13 protein-coding genes are annotated in these 16,978 nt (G+C 72.1%); 10 read left to right on the top strand and 3 right to left on the bottom strand.

Annotated elements, in window-relative coordinates:
- Nucleotides 1-29: 29 nt before the first annotated feature.
- Genes ureA through AC07AW_RS00915 form a run of 3 tightly spaced genes read left to right on the top strand, consistent with a single transcriptional unit; the run spans nt 30 to nt 3,437 of the window.
- The gene (gene ureA, locus AC07AW_RS00925; protein WP_478813407.1) at nt 30-728 is read left to right on the top strand and encodes an urease subunit gamma; all 699 of its coding nucleotides are present in this window, start codon (nt 30-32) and stop codon (nt 726-728) included.
- Nucleotides 728-2,410: an urease subunit alpha gene (locus AC07AW_RS00920; RefSeq protein WP_478813406.1), complete on the top strand. Its 1,683-nt coding sequence runs from the start codon at nt 728-730 to the stop codon at nt 2,408-2,410. Before ureA ends, AC07AW_RS00920 begins: the two co-directional genes overlap by 1 nt.
- Before the next feature lie 10 nt (nt 2,411-2,420).
- Nucleotides 2,421-3,437, top strand: a complete 1,017-nt coding sequence (locus AC07AW_RS00915; protein WP_478813405.1) for an agmatine deiminase family protein — start codon at nt 2,421-2,423, stop codon at nt 3,435-3,437.
- Between the two features lie 77 nt (nt 3,438-3,514).
- Here AC07AW_RS00915 and AC07AW_RS00910 read toward each other — a convergent pair whose 3' ends face one another.
- Complete coding sequence (locus AC07AW_RS00910; RefSeq protein ID WP_478813404.1) at nt 3,515-3,754, bottom strand: hypothetical protein; 240 nt, start codon at nt 3,752-3,754, stop codon at nt 3,515-3,517.
- A 170-nt stretch (nt 3,755-3,924) separates the two neighbouring features.
- On the opposite strand from AC07AW_RS00910, the gene AC07AW_RS00905 reads away from it, so the two are divergent.
- From AC07AW_RS00905 to AC07AW_RS00890, 4 genes are all read left to right on the top strand, one after another.
- Nucleotides 3,925-4,485, top strand: a complete 561-nt coding sequence (locus AC07AW_RS00905) for a TetR/AcrR family transcriptional regulator (protein WP_478814360.1) — start codon at nt 3,925-3,927, stop codon at nt 4,483-4,485.
- Between the two features lie 75 nt (nt 4,486-4,560).
- Nucleotides 4,561-5,880, top strand: coding sequence for an MFS transporter (locus AC07AW_RS00900; RefSeq protein WP_478813403.1), 1,320 nt, complete (start codon nt 4,561-4,563; stop codon nt 5,878-5,880).
- Nucleotides 5,881-6,162: 282 nt separating this feature from the next.
- Nucleotides 6,163-7,779 (top strand): citramalate synthase, encoded by a 1,617-nt coding sequence (gene cimA / locus AC07AW_RS00895; protein ID WP_478813402.1) that lies wholly within the window; start codon nt 6,163-6,165, stop codon nt 7,777-7,779.
- Between the two features lie 42 nt (nt 7,780-7,821).
- Entirely contained in the window at nt 7,822-9,162 is a 1,341-nt protein-coding gene (locus AC07AW_RS00890; RefSeq protein WP_478813401.1) for a hypothetical protein, read from the top strand.
- A gap of 17 nt (nt 9,163-9,179) precedes the next feature.
- Here AC07AW_RS00890 and dnaN read toward each other — a convergent pair whose 3' ends face one another.
- Nucleotides 9,180-10,283, bottom strand: coding sequence for a DNA polymerase III subunit beta (gene dnaN, locus AC07AW_RS00885; protein ID WP_478813400.1), 1,104 nt, complete (start codon nt 10,281-10,283; stop codon nt 9,180-9,182).
- A 354-nt stretch (nt 10,284-10,637) separates the two neighbouring features.
- On the opposite strand from dnaN, the gene AC07AW_RS00880 reads away from it, so the two are divergent.
- Nucleotides 10,638-11,471: a hypothetical protein gene (locus AC07AW_RS00880; protein WP_478813399.1), complete on the top strand. Its 834-nt coding sequence runs from the start codon at nt 10,638-10,640 to the stop codon at nt 11,469-11,471.
- A 95-nt stretch (nt 11,472-11,566) separates the two neighbouring features.
- On the opposite strand, the gene AC07AW_RS00875 is transcribed toward AC07AW_RS00880, so the two are convergent.
- Entirely contained in the window at nt 11,567-12,178 is a 612-nt protein-coding gene (locus AC07AW_RS00875; RefSeq protein ID WP_478813398.1) for a YceI family protein, read from the bottom strand.
- Between the two features lie 224 nt (nt 12,179-12,402).
- On the opposite strand from AC07AW_RS00875, the gene AC07AW_RS00870 reads away from it, so the two are divergent.
- Entirely contained in the window at nt 12,403-12,912 is a 510-nt protein-coding gene (locus AC07AW_RS00870; protein WP_478813397.1) for a hypothetical protein, read from the top strand.
- Nucleotides 12,913-13,043: 131 nt separating this feature from the next.
- Complete coding sequence (locus AC07AW_RS00865; protein WP_478813396.1) at nt 13,044-16,919, top strand: endo-alpha-N-acetylgalactosaminidase family protein; 3,876 nt, start codon at nt 13,044-13,046, stop codon at nt 16,917-16,919.
- Nucleotides 16,920-16,978 lie beyond the last annotated feature (59 nt).

Raw genomic sequence — 16,978 nt, 5'->3', positions numbered from 1 at the left:
GTGTCGGAATTGCAGGAGGTGTTTGGGGCGTGCGACTGACCCCCACGGAACGCGATCGGCTGCTGCTCTTCGGCGCCGCCGAGCTCGCCCGCGCCCGCAGGGCCCGTGGCCTGCGGCTCAATGTGCCCGAGGCGACGGCGCTCATCGCGGACACCGTCTGCGAGGCGGCCCGCGACGGCAAGCGACTCGCCGAGGCCATCGAGGCGGCCCGCTCCGTCCTCGGCCCCGACGACGTCCTGCCGGGCGTCGCCGACGTCGTCACCGAGGTCCACGTCGAGGCCGTCTTCGACGACGGCTCACGGCTCGCGGTCGTCTCCGACCCGATCGGCGGGGGCGGCCTGGGCGCCGAGGCGCCGGGCGCGCTGCTGCCCGGCCCCGCGTACGAGGAGGCCGAACCGGCGCTCGTCGTACGCGTCCGGAACACGGCGACGGTCCCGGTGAGCGTCACCTCCCACTTCCACTTCTTCGAGGTCAACCCGCGCCTCGACTTCGACCGGGCCGCCGCCTACGGCATGCGGCTCGCCATCCCGGCCGGAGCCTCCTTCCGCTTCGACCCGGGCGGCGAGGCCGAGGTCGGGCTCGTGCCGATCGGCGGCGCCCGCGTCGCCATCGGCTTCGCGGGCCTGGTCGACGGCCCGCTGGACGCGCCCGGCGCGCGGGAAGAGGCCCTGCGCAGGGCCCGCGCCTGCGGCTACCTGGGAATCTCGCCCGACGAGGAGGGCAACTGATGGACCCGTACGAGTACGCCTCCGTGCACGGCCCACGCGCCGGCGACCGGGTCGTCCTGGGCGACTCCGGACTCGTCGTGCGTGTCGAGTCGGACTCCCAGAAGCCCGGTGACGAGTTCCTCGCCGGCTTCGGCAAGACCGCCCGCGACGGCCTCCACCTCAAGGCCGCGGCCGTCCGCGAGACCTGCGACGTCGTCATCAGCAACGTCCTGGTCATCGACGCCGTGCAGGGCATCCGCAAGGTGTCCATCGGCATCCGCGAGGGCCGGATCCACGCCATCGGGCGGGCCGGCAACCCCGACACCCTCGACGGCGTCGACGTCGTCGTCGGCACCGGCACCTCGATCGTCTCCGGCGAGGGCCTCATCGCCACCGCCGGAGCCGTCGACACCCACGTCCACCTGCTGTCGCCCCGGATCATGGAGGCCTCGCTCGCCAGCGGCGTCACCACGATCATCGGCCAGGAGTTCGGCCCCGTCTGGGGCGTCGGCGTCAACTCGCCCTGGGCCCTCAAGCACGCCTTCAGCGCCTTCGACGCGTGGCCGGTCAACATCGGCTTCCTGGCCCGTGGCTCCTCCTCGGACCCAGTGCCGCTCGTCGAGGCGCTCGCCGAGGGCGGTGCCTCGGGCTTCAAGGTCCACGAGGACATGGGCGCCCACACCCGGGCCCTCGACACCGCCCTGCGGGTCGCGGAGGAGCACGACGTCCAGGTCGCGCTGCACTCGGACGGCCTCAACGAGTGTCTGTCGGTCGAGGACACCCTGAAGGTCCTGGAAGGCCGTACGATCCACGCCTTCCACATCGAGGGCTGCGGCGGCGGACACGTCCCCAACGTCCTGAAGATGGCGGGCGTGCCGAACGTCATCGGCTCCTCCACCAACCCCACCCTGCCCTTCGGCCGCGACGCGGTCGCCGAGCACTACGGGATGATCGTCTCCGTCCACGACCTGAAGACCGACCTCCCGGGCGACGCCGCCATGGCGCGCGACCGGATCCGGGCCGGGACCATGGGCGCGGAGGACGTCCTGCACGACCTCGGCGCGATCGGGATCACCTCCTCCGACGCGCAGGGGATGGGAAGGGCCGGCGAGACCGTACGCCGGACCTTCGCCATGGCCGGGAAGATGAAGGCCGAGCTGGGCCCGATGGAAGGCGACGGCGCGCACGACGACAACGCGCGCGTCCTCCGCTACATCGCCAAGCTCACCGTCAACCCGGCGATCGCCCACGGCCTCGCCCACGAGATCGGCTCGATCGAGGTCGGGAAGATGGCCGACATCGTGCTGTGGCGGCCGGAGTTCTTCGGCGCCAAGCCGCAGATGGTCATCAAGAACGGCTTCCCCGCGTGGGGGGTCGTGGGCGATCCGAACGCCGCCACCGACACCTGTGAACCGCTCGTCCTCGGACCGCTGTTCGGCGCCCACGGAGCGACCCCGGCCGACATCTCCGTCGCCTTCGTCGCCCAGGCCGCCGTCGACCTCGGCTCCGACGCGATGCCGACCCGCCGCCGCCGGGTGGCCGTGCGCGGCACCCGCGGCATCGGCCCCGCCGACCTGGTCTTCAACTCCCGCGTCGGCGACGTGCAGGTCGACGGCCGGACGGGCCTCGTCTCGCTCGACGGCTCGCCGATCCGTTCCGAGGCGGCCGAGTCCGTCTCCCTCAACCGCCTCTACTTCCTCTAGGACCTGACTCATGACCTTCCGCATGCCCGCCGAGTGGATGCCGCACGAGCGCACCTGGATGGCCTGGCCCAGCACCAACCCCACCTTCACCAACGAGGAGGAGCTCGCCGAGGCCCGCGAGGCCTGGGCGTCCGTGGCCCGCGCCGTCCGCCGCTTCGAGCCGGTGACGGTGGTCGTCGCGCCCGGCGACGCCGACTCGGCCCGTGCACTCCTCGGCCCGGAGATCGACCTGGTCGAGCGCGAGCTCGACGACGCCTGGATGCGGGACATCGGCCCGACCTTCGTCACCGACGGCACCGAACTCGCCGCCGTGGACTGGGTGTTCAACGGCTGGGGCGCCCAGGACTGGGCCCGCTGGGAGCACGACTCCAAGATCGCCCGCCATGTCGCGGACGTGGCGGGAGTCCCCGTACTCTCCTCCCCCCTCGTGAACGAGGGCGGCGCGATCCACGTCGACGGCGAGGGCACCGTCCTCCTCACCGACACCGTCCAGCTCGGCTCCGGCCGCAACCCCGAGTGGACCCGCGAGCAGGTCGAGCAGGAGATCCACGCCAAGCTCGGCACGACGAAGGCGATCTGGCTCCCGCACGGCCTCGCCGGCGACTACGGCCTCTACGGCACCCAGGGCCACGTCGACATCGTCGCCGCCTTCGCCCGCCCCGGCACGGTCCTCGTCCACAGCCAGCAGGACCCGGCCCACCCGGACTACGAGCGGTCCAGGATGTACGTGAACATCCTGCGCGGCGAGACCGACGCCCAGGGCCGCCCGCTGGAGGTCATCGAGGTCCCGGCCCCGACGGTCCTCAAGGACGAGGAGGGCGACTGGGTCGACTACTCGTACATCAACCACTACCTGTGCAACGGCGCCGTCGTCCTCTGCGCCTTCGACGACCCGCACGACGAGCTCGCCGCGGAGATCTTCCGCCGCCTCTTCCCGGAGCGCGAGGTCGTCCTGGTCGACGCCCGCACGATCTTCGCGGGCGGTGGCGGCATCCACTGCATCACGCAGCAGCAGCCGGCGGTGTAGCGAGGTGGGGCGCCTCGCCGACGGGGCGGGCGCCTCGCCCCTCAAGGGTTCGCGCCGGCCGTCCCGTCGGCGGTCGTCTAGGAGTGGGCCTTGCCCCACTCTTCGGCGGCCTCGCGGGTGATGCGGAGACGCTCCTCCTCGTCGAACCCCTCACAGTCCGCCCGGAACTCGGGGCTGTCGACCCAGCCGGGGTCGTCGAGCGTCCTCAGTACCTCCGCCTTGCAGGCCGCCCTGTCGTCCTCGGCCGACCCGCACGCCGTGACGGTGAGTAGCAGTCCGGCCGCGAGCGCGCAGGCCATGGTGGTGCGGTGGCGCATGATCCCCCCGGATCCTCTACGTGACCGGGCCATCCTGCCCTGGCCACGGCCTTCGCGCGAGGTCCGACGGCCACATCCTGTAGAACGTACGAGTGAGTCAGAGCAGCAACCCCTCTCCTTCCCCCTCCCACCCCCGCCGCCGGAACCAGGCCGCCCCGCCCCGGGAGGACCTGCTCGCCGCGGCCATGGACACCATCGCCGAGCGCGGGCTCGACGGGCTGACCATGGCCGGGCTCGGGCGTGAGGTCGGGATGAGCAGTGGGCATCTGCTCTACTACTTCCGCACCAAGGATGAGCTGCTCCTGCAGACCCTGGAGTGGAGCGAGGGGCGGCTCGGGGCCGAGCGGAGCGCGCTGCTGTCCCGGCCGGGGTCGGTGCGCGACCGGCTCGACGGCTATGTCGAGGTGTACGTGCCCGTCGGGCCCCGGGACCCGCACTGGACCCTCTGGCTGGAGGTCTGGAACCGCTCGCAGAACGCCGACGACGACGCCCGCGCCCGGCAGGCCGCCATCGAGGGGGCCTGGCACCGGGACCTGGTCGCGATCCTCGCCGAGGGCGTCTCGCGCGGGGAGTTCCGGGCCGTCGACCCGGACCGCTTCGCCACCCGGATGCGGGCCCTCCTCGACGGCTTCAGCGTGCACGTCGCCGTCGGCATCCCGGGCACGGGGAGAGAGCAGGTCCTCGCGCACGTACGGGAGTTCATCGAGCAGAGCCTGCTGTCGCGACCGTAACGCACGTAAGTACACCCGATCGTTGCCCGCTACAGCCTTGTTGGCCCCGCGTGATCTCCGGCACGGTTCCTGCCCATGGGACGAGAGCACTGGAAGAAGATCTGGGTCGGCTCGGCGGGCAACATGGTCGAGTGGTTCGACTGGTTCGTGTACGCGAGCTTCGCCACCTACTTCGCGGGGGCCTTCTTCCCCGAGGGCGACGACACCGCCAAGCTCATGAACACCGCCGGCATCTTCGCCGTCGGCTTCTTCATGCGCCCCGTCGGCGGCTGGCTCCTCGGCCGGGTCGGCGACCGGAAGGGCCGCAAGGCGGCGCTCACCCTCACCGTGACGCTGATGTCCGCCTCCGCCGTCCTGATCGCCGTCGCGCCGACGTACTCCGTCGCCGGATACGGCGGCGCCGTCGTCCTCCTCGTCGCCCGCCTCCTCCAGGGCCTCTCCGTCGGCGGCGAGTACGCGGCCAGCGCCACCTACCTCACCGAGGCCTCCGCGCCCGAGCACCGCGGCTTCGCCTCCAGCTTCCAGTACGTCTCGATGACCGCCGGACAGATCCTCGGCCTCGGCCTGCTCCTCGTCCTCCAGCACACCCTCTCCGCCGAGGCCCTGCACGGGTGGGGCTGGCGCATCCCCTTCGTCGTCGGCGCCCTCGGCGCGGCCGTCGTCTTCTATCTGCGCCGGAACATGCTGGAGACGGAGGTGTACGAGGCGACCGCCGACGCCGGGGTCGCCCAGGGACAGCAGGGCACCCTCAAGGCCCTGTGGGCGCACAGGCGGGAGGCCTTCCTCGTCGTCGCGCTCACCATGGGCGGGACCGTGGCGTACTACACGTACACCACCTACCTCACCAAGTACCTGTCCAACTCCGCCGGACTGCCCAAGCAGACCGCCACCCTGGTCTCCTTCTGCGCCCTGATCGTCTTCGCCTGTCTGCAGCCGCTCGCCGGCCGGCTCTCCGACCGGATCGGGCGCCGCCCGCTCCTCATCACCTTCGCGGTCGGCTCCACCCTCCTCACCGTCCCGATCCTGTCGCTCCTCAAGCGCGCCGGGTCCTTCTGGCCGGCCCTCGGCCTCTCGCTCCTCGCGCTGGTCGTCGTCACCGGCTACACCTCGATCAACGCCTGCGTGAAGGCCGAGCTCTTCCCGACCGGCATCCGCGCCCTCGGCGTCGCCCTGCCGTACGCGATCGCCAACGCCCTCTTCGGCGGCACCGCCGAATACGTGGCGCTCTGGTTCAAGAACGCCGGCATCGAGTCGGGCTTCTCCTGGTACGTGGCGGGCTGCGCGGCCGTCTCCCTGGTCGTCTACCTCGCGATGCGGGAGACCCGCGACATCGACCTGGGCCGCGTCGGCGCCGCCCTCCCGGGGCAGAAGCGAGATCAACTGCCCGTATCGTGAGACCGCCGTCCCGCCGGTCCCCCACCTGTGTCAGACTTCCGGCGTGCTTGCTACCACGATGATTATCGGCAGCAGCGCGCCGGTCCGCAGTGGCCACTGAATCGCGGCACGACCCCCGCGGCAGTGGACACCGTGCCCCAGACCCGCGCGCAGACCTCTCGCACCCGCGAGGGGTTTTTTCGTTTTCCGGCCCCACCCATGCCGGAAGCGGACGACGCGTGAGAATGGGGGCAAGTGGATCCATACCTTCCGGAGCCACATCCGACAGGAGCCATCACAGCCATGACCACGGAGAACGCCGAGGGCTCGCGCCTCGACGACAGCTTCCATGTCTTCGACACGACGCTGCGCGACGGGGCGCAGCGTGAAGGCATCAACCTCACCGTCGCGGACAAGCTGACCATCGCCCGGCACCTCGACGAGTTCGGCGTCGGCTTCATCGAGGGCGGCTGGCCCGGCGCCAACCCGCGCGACACGGAGTTCTTCGCCCGCGCCCGGCAGGAGATCGCGTTCAAGAACGCGCAGCTCGTCGCCTTCGGCGCCACCCGCAGGGCCGGCGGCAACGCCGCCGAGGACCCGCAGGTCAAGGCCCTCCTCGACTCCGGCGCCCCGGTGATCACCCTGGTCGCCAAGTCGCACGACCGGCACGTCGAGCTGGCCCTGCGCACCACGCTCGACGAGAACCTGGAGATGGTCCGCGACACCGTCTCCCACCTGGTCTCCCAGGGCCGCCGGGTCTTCGTCGACTGCGAGCACTTCTTCGACGGCTACAAGGCGAACCCGGACTACGCCAAGGCCGTGGTCCGCGCCGCGCACGAGGCCGGCGCCGACGTCGTCATCCTCTGCGACACCAACGGCGGCATGCTGCCCGCCCAGATCCAGGCCGTCGTCGCCACCGTCATCGCCGACACCGGCGCCCGGCTCGGCATCCACGCCCAGGACGACACCGGCTGCGCCGTCGCCAACACCCTCGCCGCCGTCGACGCGGGCGCCACCCACGTCCAGTGCACCGCCAACGGCTACGGCGAGCGGGTCGGCAACGCCAACCTCTTCCCCGTCGTCGCGGCCCTGGAGCTCAAGTACGGCAAGAAGGTCCTCCCCGAGGGCGCGCTCGCCGAGATGACCCGGATCTCGCACGCCATCGCCGAGGTCGTCAACCTCACCCCCTCCACCCACCAGCCGTACGTCGGCGTCTCCGCCTTCGCCCACAAGGCCGGACTGCACGCCTCCGCGATCAAGGTGGACCCCGACCTCTACCAGCACATCGACCCCGAGCTGGTCGGCAACACCATGCGGATGCTCGTCTCCGACATGGCGGGCCGCGCCTCCATCGAGCTCAAGGGCAAGGAGCTCGGCGTCGACCTGGGCGGCGACCGCGAGCTCGTCGCCCGGGTCGTGGAGCGGGTCAAGGAGCGCGAGCTCAAGGGCTACACGTACGAGGCCGCCGACGCCTCCTTCGAGCTGCTGCTCCGCGAGGAGGCCGAGGGCCGGGCCCGCCGCTACTTCCGTACGGAGTCCTGGCGGGCGATCGTCGAGGACCGCCCCGACGGCATCCACGCCAACGAGGCCACGGTCAAGCTCTGGGCCAAGGGCGAGCGGATCGTCGCCACCGCCGAGGGCAACGGCCCGGTCAACGCCCTCGACAAGGCGATCCGGGTCGGCCTGGAGCGGATCTACCCGCAGCTCGCCAAGTTCGAGCTGGTCGACTACAAGGTCCGCATCCTGGAGGGCCGCCACGGCACCGAGTCCACGACCCGGGTCCTGATCACCACGAGTGACGGCAACGGCGAGTGGTCCACGGTCGGCGTCGGCGAGAACGTCATCGCCGCGTCCTGGCAGGCCCTGGAGGACGCCTTCACGTACGGCCTGCTGCGCGCCGGGATCGACCCGGCCGAATAATCCGCCATGTCTGGTTCGTCCCGATTCGGGTAGCGTCGAACCATGAGGACCAGGGCGATATCCACGGGGTCGGCCCTCGGCGGGCTGCTCCTGCTCCTGCTGCTGGTCCTGGCGCCCCTCGCGAGCGCCAGGGCCACCGGCATACCCGACGCGGCCGCCGCCCTGAAACAGGGCCCGGTCTACGTCGACCCGGGCGCCGCCGGCCAGCTCTCCACGGCCGACGCGAACGCCCTCGCGCAGAAGATCAAGGACGCGGACAAGCCGCTCTTCGTGGCCGTGCTCCCGGCGAACGCGCAGTTCCCGCCGGAGAATCTGCTGCAGAACCTGCGCACCCAGACCGGAATCACCGGCCTCTACGCCGTCCGCCTCGGCAACGGCTTCGACGCGGGCGCCGACCGCTCGGTGCTGTCCCGGGCTGCGGTGGACAACCTCGTCACCGCCGTACGCCAGCCCGGCGCCGACGCGGCCACCGAGCTCAACAACTTCGTCGACCAGGCCCTGCCCGTGATGCGCGGCTCCGCCCCCGCGTCCTGGGGCTCCGTCGGCACGAACGACTCCGGGGTCCCCGTCGCCGGACTCGTCACCCTCGGCGCGGTCGTCGTCGCGGGCGGCGCGGGCGCCTACGCCGTCGTCCGCCGCAACCGGCTCCGCAAGGAGGCCGAGGAGCGCGCCGCGCTCGACCGGCTCCGGGTCGTCGTCGACGAGGACATCACCGCCTTCGGTGAGGAACTCGAACGCCTCGACTTCCACCCCGCCGAGCGCGGCGCCGACGACGCCATGCGCGGCGACTACGAGCGCGCCCTCGACTCCTACGACCGGGCCAAGTCCCTCATGGGCGCGGTCACCCGGCCGCACGAGGTCCGCGGCGTCACCCAGGCCCTGGAGGACGGCCGCTTCTCCCTCGCCGTCCTGGCCGCCCGCCGCGAGTCCCGCCCGCTCCCCGAGCGCCGGCCGCCCTGCTTCTTCGACCCGCGGCACGGCCCCTCCACCGAGGACCGCACCTGGACCCCGCCCGCCGGTTCCGCCCGCGAGGTCCCGGTCTGCGCCGCCGACGCGGCCCGCCTCGACGACGGCCTCGACCCCGTGGCCCGCACCGTCGACACCGACACCGGCCGCCGCCCCTACTGGGAGGCGGGCCCCGCCTACGGCCCCTGGGCCGGCGGCTACTTCGGCGGCGGCATGCTCCCCGGTCTCCTCGTGGGCACCATGCTCGGCTCTATGCTCTCCACCCCGGCGTACGCCTCCGAATACGGCGGCGGGGACTTCCAGGGCGGCGACTTCTCCGGCGCGGACTTCAGCTCCGGCGACTTCGGCGGCGGCGACTTCGGGGGCGGCGGGGACTTCGGCGGGGGCGGCGGCTTCGACGGCGGCGGCGGGTTCTAGCCGCCTCTCCAGGCGGGTCAGACCAGCGGCTTCACCGACATCAGCAGATGGCGGTGGGTGGCGGCCGGGCCGTCGGTGAGAAGGGCGCGCTGGCCCGGGCCCAGGAGGTGGAAGTGGACCTCGGGGGCGTCCAGGGAGCCCAGGGCGTCGAGGAGGTATCCCGGGTTGAAGGCGACCGTCAGGGACTCCGAGCCGGTGAGGCCGGCGGGGAGGCGCTGGGAGGCCACGTCGTCCTCGTAGCCCGCCTGGAGATGGAGGCCGGTGGGGGAGAAGGCCAGCTGGACCGGGCTGTCGCCCTCCGCGACGACCGCGACCCGCTTGACGGCCTCGGTCAGCGGCGCCCGCTCGGTGACGGCGAGGGCGTGCTCGCCGAGGGCGAAGAGCTTGTCGTGGCGGGGGAGCCGGCCGTCGAGCAGCCGGGTGGTGGTGCGGGTACCGGCGCTCTCGAAGCCGAGGGAGCCGGAGTCGAGGGCGAGGCGGGCGGGACCCGTGCCGGCGAGAGAGCGGGCGATCTCGGTGAGGCGGCGGGCCGGGACGACCACGTCGGCGGCCTCCGCGGCGGCGCCGGCCTCCGGCTGCCACTCCAGGGTGCGGACCGCGTACCGATAGCGGTCGGTGGCGGCCAGCGTCATCGTCGCGCCGTCCAGGGCGAGCCGTATCCCGGTCAGGACGGGCAGCGAGTCGTCACGGCCCGCGGCGACGGCGACCTGGCCGACCGCCGCGGCGAAGGCGTCCCCGTCCACGAGCCCCCGCACCTCGGGCAGCGCGGGCGCCGCCGGGTAGTCGTCGAGCGGCAGCAGGGAGAGGCCGAAGCGGGCGTCGCCCGAGGTCACCGAGAGGCGGGCGCCCTCCACGGCGAGCTCGGTGTGGCCCTTGGGCAGCACCTTGCAGATGTCGAGCAGGCGTCGGCCGAGGACGAGCGCCCGGCCCTCGACGGCGGTGTCGGCCTCGACCTCGACGCGGGCCGAGGCCTCGTGGTCGAGTCCGGAGACGCGCAGTCCGCCGTCCGCCGCCTCCAGGAGCAGACCGCCGAGGACGGGCAGGGGGGAGCGGACCGGCAGGACGCGCGCGGCCCAGGCCACGGCGTCCGTCAACACGGTGCTGTCGATGCGGAGTTCCATGCCGACGACGCTAGTCGCCGCCACTGACAGTGGCGTTGACCAGGGCCGATCGCCCCGGACAGCTTCCGGGCGATCGCGTTCGACCACGCCGATCCGCCGTTCGACATCGGCGGGTACGCCGACTCCCGGACCGTCCGCGCCCATGCCTTCGCCGATCCGTCGACCGGTCTCGCGTACAGCTGCACCCGCCGCCGCTTCGGCTTCCCGGCGGGTCCGGGCGCGCCGGAGAGCGACCGGCTGGTCCCGGCCGTCGTGGAGGCCGGTCGCAAAGGCCGTCTGACCTGCGCAATTGTGCTGCCGGGTGATGCGAGATCGTAACCGGCGCGGGTCCGCCGCGCCCCTACGATCCTCGTCATGATCACCCTTGCCGTCGACCCCTCCTCGGAGGCGTTCGCCCAGGGCCAGGCCATCGGGACCCTCCTGGTCACCCTCCTGGTCGCAGCCCTGGTCTGGCGCCTCACCCGCTCCTGGCGCCACGAGACCCCGGGCCGGAGTGGCCCCGCCGCGCCCCTGCCGCTCGCCGAGGCCGCGGTGGCCGACGCGCATGTCACGGACGGCGGCGCCGACGGTTCCTGGGCGCGCGCCCGGCGCCGGCGGCTGATCGCCTTCGGCGCCGTCGCGGCGATCGTCGCCCTCGGGGTCACGAAGGCGCTCTCGTACGAGGGCCGGCCTCCGGCGGCGGAGTCGGGCGCCGGTTCCACCGAGGCGGCCCTGGCCACGGCGAAGCCGGGGGAGACCGTCCGGGCCCGGGTCATCGAGGGGCCCGCCCGGGTCGGCGAGTACCGCATCCTCACGGGGGAGGACCCGTTGCAGGGGAAGAAGAAGCCCAGGGGCAAGCAGTGGTACTACGACCGTGACGGCAACGGCGCCCCGGACCTGATGCTCGGCATCGACGCCGTCGAATGGGACCCCTCGCTCGTCGCGCAGAAGCAGAAGGACACGCTCGACCAGGAGCTGCGGAACTTCTTCGCCGGAGCCGAGGCGGAGGACGTCACCGCATTCGACGCCGGCCCCTGGGGCGGGGAGCTGAGCTGCGGGACCCTCGCGGCGTCCGAGACGCGGCCGGCGCTGTGCGCGTGGACCGATGCCGAGACCTTCGGCAGTGTGCTGATCGGGGGAGACGGCGACCTCGCCGAGGCCGCGAAGACCGCCCTCGCCTTCCGTACCGCCGCCGAGAAGCGCGGCTGACGCGCCGTACCCCGGGAAACGCCGAGCGCCCGTCTTCCGCTGAAGCTGCTGCGGAGGACGGGCGCGCTCGTGTGTCCGGAGGTTCCCGGAAGGGGTCAGGCGGCGTTCTTGATCGCGGAGATGTCGAAGTTCAGCTTGACCTTGTCGCTGACCATGACGCCACCGGTTTCCAGGGCCGCGTTCCAGGTCAGGCCCCACGCGGAGCGCAGGATCTCGGCGGAGCCCTCGAAGCCGACGCGCTCGTTGCCGTAGACGTCCGTCGCGGTGCCGTTGAACTCCAGGTCGATGGCGAGCGGCTTCGTGACGTCCTTGATGGTCAGGTCGCCGGTGACGCGGTACTTGTCGCCGCCCAGCTGCTCGGCGCTCGTGGAGCGGAAGCTCATCAGCGGGAACTGCTCGGCGTCGAAGAAGTCGCCGCTGCGCAGGTGGCCGTCACGGTCACCGATGCCGGTGTCGACGGAGGCGATCTTGACGTCGATCGAGGCGGTGGAGGCGCCCGGGTTCGAGCCGTCGAGCTTCAGCGAGCCCTCGTGCTCGGCGAAGGTGCCGCGGACGTTGGTGACCATCGCGTGACGGACGGTGAAGCCGATGCTGCTGTGGGCCGGGTCGATGGTGTAGTCGCCGGTCAGGGCGGCGAGGGCGGGGTCCACGGGGAGGGTGGCGGTGGCGACGGCGGACTCGGTGTTCTTGCGGCCGAAGAGACCCATGACGTGCTCCTTGTCGGTGTTTGTTGAACCTTCAACGAGAACGACTGTAACCCTATTCCGTTCAACATTCAACATCTGTGGAAGAAGTTCACCCGGGCGAGATTCCCCGTGCACCGACGCCCTCTGGCGGACGCGCGTAGAACTACGGCACCATCTCCCTGCGCGACGAGCACCACCTGCACAGCCGTCCCCACCCGTCACGGTCACCAGCAGGAGGCAACCCCGTGAAGCTCCGCTCCGTCCTCACCGCACTCGGCCTCGTCCTGGGCGCGCTCTTCGCCCCCGGATTCGGCGCCCTCTCCACCGCCACCGACGCCCACGCCGTCACCAAGATCAGCCACGCCACCGCGACCTCGATGTTCCGCTCGTCCGGGATCACCTGGTCCTCGTCCGGCAACTGCTCGGACCGCTACAACTCCACCTGCACGTCCTTCGAGCAGCTCAACCTCGCCACCGCCCAGGGCGCCCAGACCCTCAAGAGCGCCAGCGGCTGCGCCCTCAACATCACCGGCGGTACCGAGGTCGGGCACGCGAGCGGCACGTACTCGCACTGGAACGGCTACAAGCTGGACCTCAGCAAGTACACCTGCGTCGGGAACTACATCAAGAACACCTTCAGCTACATCGGGCTGCGCGGCGACGGGGCCCCGCAGTGGAAGTCCGGCGCGGGCAACGTCTACGCCGACGAGGGCAGCCACTGGGACGTGACCTTCTACAACTGCGGCGGCTGCTGATCCTCGTACCAGCCCCCCATGCACCCCCTTCGGCAGTCACTTGGACTAACCGAAGGGGGTTCTTGGACTGGAGAGGCCCGCGCGGCGCGATCTCGTTGACGCTGCCGCCGCGGCGCGGCTGACTGGTCCGCATGTCCCTCCCCCTCTCACCCAGACTCCGTGCGGCCTGCGCGCTCGCGGCCGCCTCGGCCACGGTGTTCGCCCTGTCCGGGCCCGCCCTCGCCGAAGGCGCCACGGCCGGCACCGTCACGGCCGCCGACGCCGTCATCGGCTCCGACCAGCTCTCCGTCGCCGTCGCCGAGGACTTCCCCCGCGTCCTCTCGTACACCGACCGCGCGAGCGGCGCCCGCCTCCTCGGGAGTACGGCCCCGGTCACGCAGGTCGTGCTCAACGGCACCGCCCACGCCGTCCAGGCCAAGGGCGCCCCCGTCCTGACCGCGACCTCCGCCGCGTACACCCTCGCCTTCCCCGACCTGCCCGGGGTCGAGATCGACGCCCGGCTGAGCGTCGACGGCCGGACCACCACCTTCGAGGTGACCGCCGTCCGCGACACCGAGACCCTCCGCGTCGGCACCATCGACGTCCCCGGCCACGACCTGGTCTCCGTCGGCTCCTCGGACGCCGGCGCCGCGACCGCGTTCACCCGGCTCGACCCCGACTCCACCCGTACCGCCGACGTCTTCGCCCAGGTCACCGACGCGACCGCCGCCGAGGCGAACCCGGTCGGCGCGAGCTACGCGATCGTCAACAGCGGGCAGCTCGCCGCCGCCGTCGAGTCCAACTCCAGCTACGACAAGCCCTCCGGCGCCTCCGCCCGCGACGGCGCCCGCTTCTGGCACCAGGCCCGCAGGAGCGGCACCGAGACCCGCGTCGGCGTCTGGTCCGGCCAGTGGACCTACCGCGGCGCCGGCGCCCCGCAGCCCGAGAGCGGCGACAACCTGCCCTGGGCGAAGGTCGTCGTCACCCCCGACGCCAACGCCGACGGAGCCGTCGACTGGCAGGACGGCGCCGTCGCCTTCCGTACGATCGGGATCAAGGCCCCCGGCAGCGACCAGACCCCGAACCGGGTCGTCGCCCACATCCCGTTCAACTTCGCCTCCCAGGCCACCCACCCCTTCCTGCGCACCCTCGACGACGTCAAGCGGATCTCGCTCTCCACCGACGGACTCGGCCAGTTCGCGCTGCTCAAGGGGTACGGCTCCGAGGGCCACGACTCCGCCCACCCCGACTACGGCGGCAACTACAACAAGCGGGCCGGCGGCCTCGCCGACCTCAACACCCTCCTCAGGGAGGGCAAGAAGTGGGGCGCCGGCTTCGGCGTCCACGTGAACGCCACCGAGTCGTACCCCGAGGCGAAGAACTTCAGCGAGACCCTCGTCGACAAGACCAAGCCCGGCTGGAACTGGCTCAACCAGAGCTACTACATCGACCAGCGCCGGGACGTGAACAGCGGCGACCTCGCCCGCCGCTTCAAGCAGCTCCGCGACGAGACCGACCCCAACCTGTCGATGCTCTACATCGACGTCTACTACACGCACGGCTGGATCGCCGACAAGACGATGCAGGCCGTCCAGGCGCAGGGCTGGAACGTCGCCACCGAGTGGTCCGAGAAGTTCGAGCGGGCCTCCCTCTGGTCCCACTGGGCCAACGACCTCGACTACGGCGGCGCCACCAACAAGGGCCTCAACTCGAAGATCATCCGCTTCATCCGCAACGGTGAGAAGGACGTCTGGAACAACCACCCGGTCCTCGGCCAGACCGCCCTCGTCGACTTCGAGGGCTGGACCGGCGAGACCGACTGGAACGCCTTCTCCGCCAACATCTGGCAGCGGAACCTGCCCGCCAAGTACCTGCAGCAGCAGAAGATCACCCGCTGGAACGGCGACGACATCACCTTCACCGGAGGCGTCCGCGGCACCGTCGAGAACGGCCGCCGCACCTTCTACGAGAACGGCCGCAAGGTCCTCGACGGCGAGAGCTACCTGCTCCCCTGGGACGGCGGCAAGAAGCTCTACCACTTCAACAAGTCCGGCGGGAAGACCAGTTGGGCCGTCCCCGGCTCCACGCGCGCGTACACCGTGTACAAGCTCACCGACAACGGGCGCGTGAAGACCGCCACCGTGCGCCCCTCCGGCGGGCGCATCACCCTCGACGCCGTCGCCGGACAGCCCTACGTCCTCTACCCCGACAGCGCGCCCGCGCAGGCCGCCCCCCAGTGGGGCCAGGGCACCCCGGTGAAGGACCCCGGCTTCAACGACGCGAAGCTCGGCGCCTGGACCAAGGCCGGCACCGTCGCCCGTGACACCGACGACCAGGGCCGCAACAGCGCGAAGATCGGCGGCACCGCCACCGCCTCGGTCCGTCAGCAGATCACCGGCCTCACCCCCGGCAAGCGGTACACCGCCTCCGCCCTCATCGAGGTCGAACCCGGAAAGACCCGCCCCACCACCCTCTCCGCCGGCGGCGCCTCCGTCACCGTCGAGCGGTCCTCCCTGGAGAACCAGGTCGCCGCCTCCGACTGGAACGGCACCCGCCTCCAGCGCGCCAAGGTCACCTTCACCGCACCCGCCGACGGCTCCGTCCCCCTGCGGATCGAGGCCGCGAGCGGCAGCCCGGCGACCGTCCGGATCGACGACGTGAGGATCGTCGCCGATGACCCGGCGACGAAGGCGGGCACGGTCGCGTACGAGGACTTCGAGGCCGTCGACCAGGGCTGGGGCCCCTTCCTCAAGGGCGACGCGGGCGGCATCACCGACCCGCGCACCCACATCGCCCAACTGCACGCCCCGTACACCCAGGCCGGCTGGAACGGAAAGCTGATCGACGACGTGATCGGCGGCGCCGAGAGCCTCAAGTCGCACGACGAGAACAGCGGACTCGTCTACCGGACCGCGCCCTGGACCGTCCCGATGAAGGACGGCCACAGCTACCGCGTGGAGTACGACTACCAGTCCAGCCACGCGGGCGCGTACGAGTGGGTCACCGGCTACGACCGTACGAACGGCAACGGACCGGCCGTCGAGACCCGCCGCACCCCCCTCGGGCAGCTGGGGGCACCTCCCAGCGGTAGCTGGGGGAGGGGCACCGGGCACTTCGCCGAGACCGTCACCGCCGGCTGCGGCGACACCTGGACCGGCCTGCGCAAGCGCGAGGACGCCCCGGAGGGCGCCGACTTCGTCCTGGACGGCTTCACCGTCACCGACCTCGGACCCGCCGCCGAGCGCGCCGCCTGCGGCACGCTCACCGTCACCGCGCCCGACACCCTGGAACCCGGCCACCCGAACCAGGTCACGGCCACCTTCGCCAACGACGAGGCCGCCGACGTCACCGGCGCCCAGGCCGTCCTCGCCCTCCCCGAGGGCTGGACCGCCGAGCCCGCCGCGCCCGTCGCCCTCGGCACGGTCGCCCCGGGCGCCGAGGCCACCGCGACCTGGCAGGTGACGCCGCCGGTGGACGCGGCCTACCAGCCGTACGCGCTGGGCGCCTCCGTCGCGTACGGGATCGGGGGAGGGCAGCGGAAGCTGACCGCCGCCACCACCGTCCGCACCCTGCCCCCGCCGCCCACCGCCGACAGCTGGGCCAGCGACCTCGACTGGACCTCGGCCACCAACGGCTGGGGACCCGTCGAGCGGGACCTCTCCAACGGCGAGACCGGCACCGGCGACGGCTCCCCGCTGGGGATCGGCGGTGTGGCCTACGCCAAGGGTCTCGGCACCCACGCCCCGGCCAAGGTCCGCTACTACCTCGGCGGCCGGTGCACCTCGCTCACCGCCGAGGTCGGCGTGGACGACGTCCAGACCACCCGGGGCAGCGTCCAGTTCAGCGTCCTCGCGGACGGCGCGGAGAAGGTGAAGTCCCCGGTCCTCAGGGCCGCGGACCCGGCCTGGCAGCTCACCGCCGACGTCACCGGCGCCTCCTACGTCGACCTGGTGGTCGGCGACGGCGGCGACGGGAACGGCAACGACCACGCGGACTGGGGCAGCGCCCGCTTCCACTGCGGAGGCTGACGGCCAGTAAGCGCTTGCTGCCGTGCTCATTGATTGCGTCGGAAACAGGGTGTTACACC

Source organism: Streptomyces sp. NPDC044003, from assembly GCF_056435185.1.
The sequence above is the reverse complement of the archived record's forward strand: the minus strand, read 5'-3'. Positions and strand labels throughout refer to the sequence as shown.

Bases quoted from the DNA above. Each gene is read 5' to 3' on its own strand.
- AC07AW_RS00920 (WP_478813406.1), top strand. From the start codon at position 728: ATGGACCCGTACGAGTACGCCTCCGTGCACGGCCCACGCGCCGGCGAC.
- AC07AW_RS00915 (WP_478813405.1), top strand. From the start codon at position 2,421: ATGACCTTCCGCATGCCCGCCGAGTGGATGCCGCACGAGCGCACCTGG.
- AC07AW_RS00910 (WP_478813404.1), bottom strand. From the start codon at position 3,754: ATGCGCCACCGCACCACCATGGCCTGCGCGCTCGCGGCCGGACTGCTA.
- AC07AW_RS00900 (WP_478813403.1), top strand. From the start codon at position 4,561: ATGGGACGAGAGCACTGGAAGAAGATCTGGGTCGGCTCGGCGGGCAAC.
- cimA (WP_478813402.1), top strand. From the start codon at position 6,163: ATGACCACGGAGAACGCCGAGGGCTCGCGCCTCGACGACAGCTTCCAT.
- AC07AW_RS00890 (WP_478813401.1), top strand. From the start codon at position 7,822: ATGAGGACCAGGGCGATATCCACGGGGTCGGCCCTCGGCGGGCTGCTC.
- dnaN (WP_478813400.1), bottom strand. From the start codon at position 10,283: ATGGAACTCCGCATCGACAGCACCGTGTTGACGGACGCCGTGGCCTGG.
- AC07AW_RS00880 (WP_478813399.1), top strand. From the start codon at position 10,638: ATGATCACCCTTGCCGTCGACCCCTCCTCGGAGGCGTTCGCCCAGGGC.
- AC07AW_RS00875 (WP_478813398.1), bottom strand. From the start codon at position 12,178: ATGGGTCTCTTCGGCCGCAAGAACACCGAGTCCGCCGTCGCCACCGCC.
- AC07AW_RS00865 (WP_478813396.1), top strand. From the start codon at position 13,044: ATGTCCCTCCCCCTCTCACCCAGACTCCGTGCGGCCTGCGCGCTCGCG.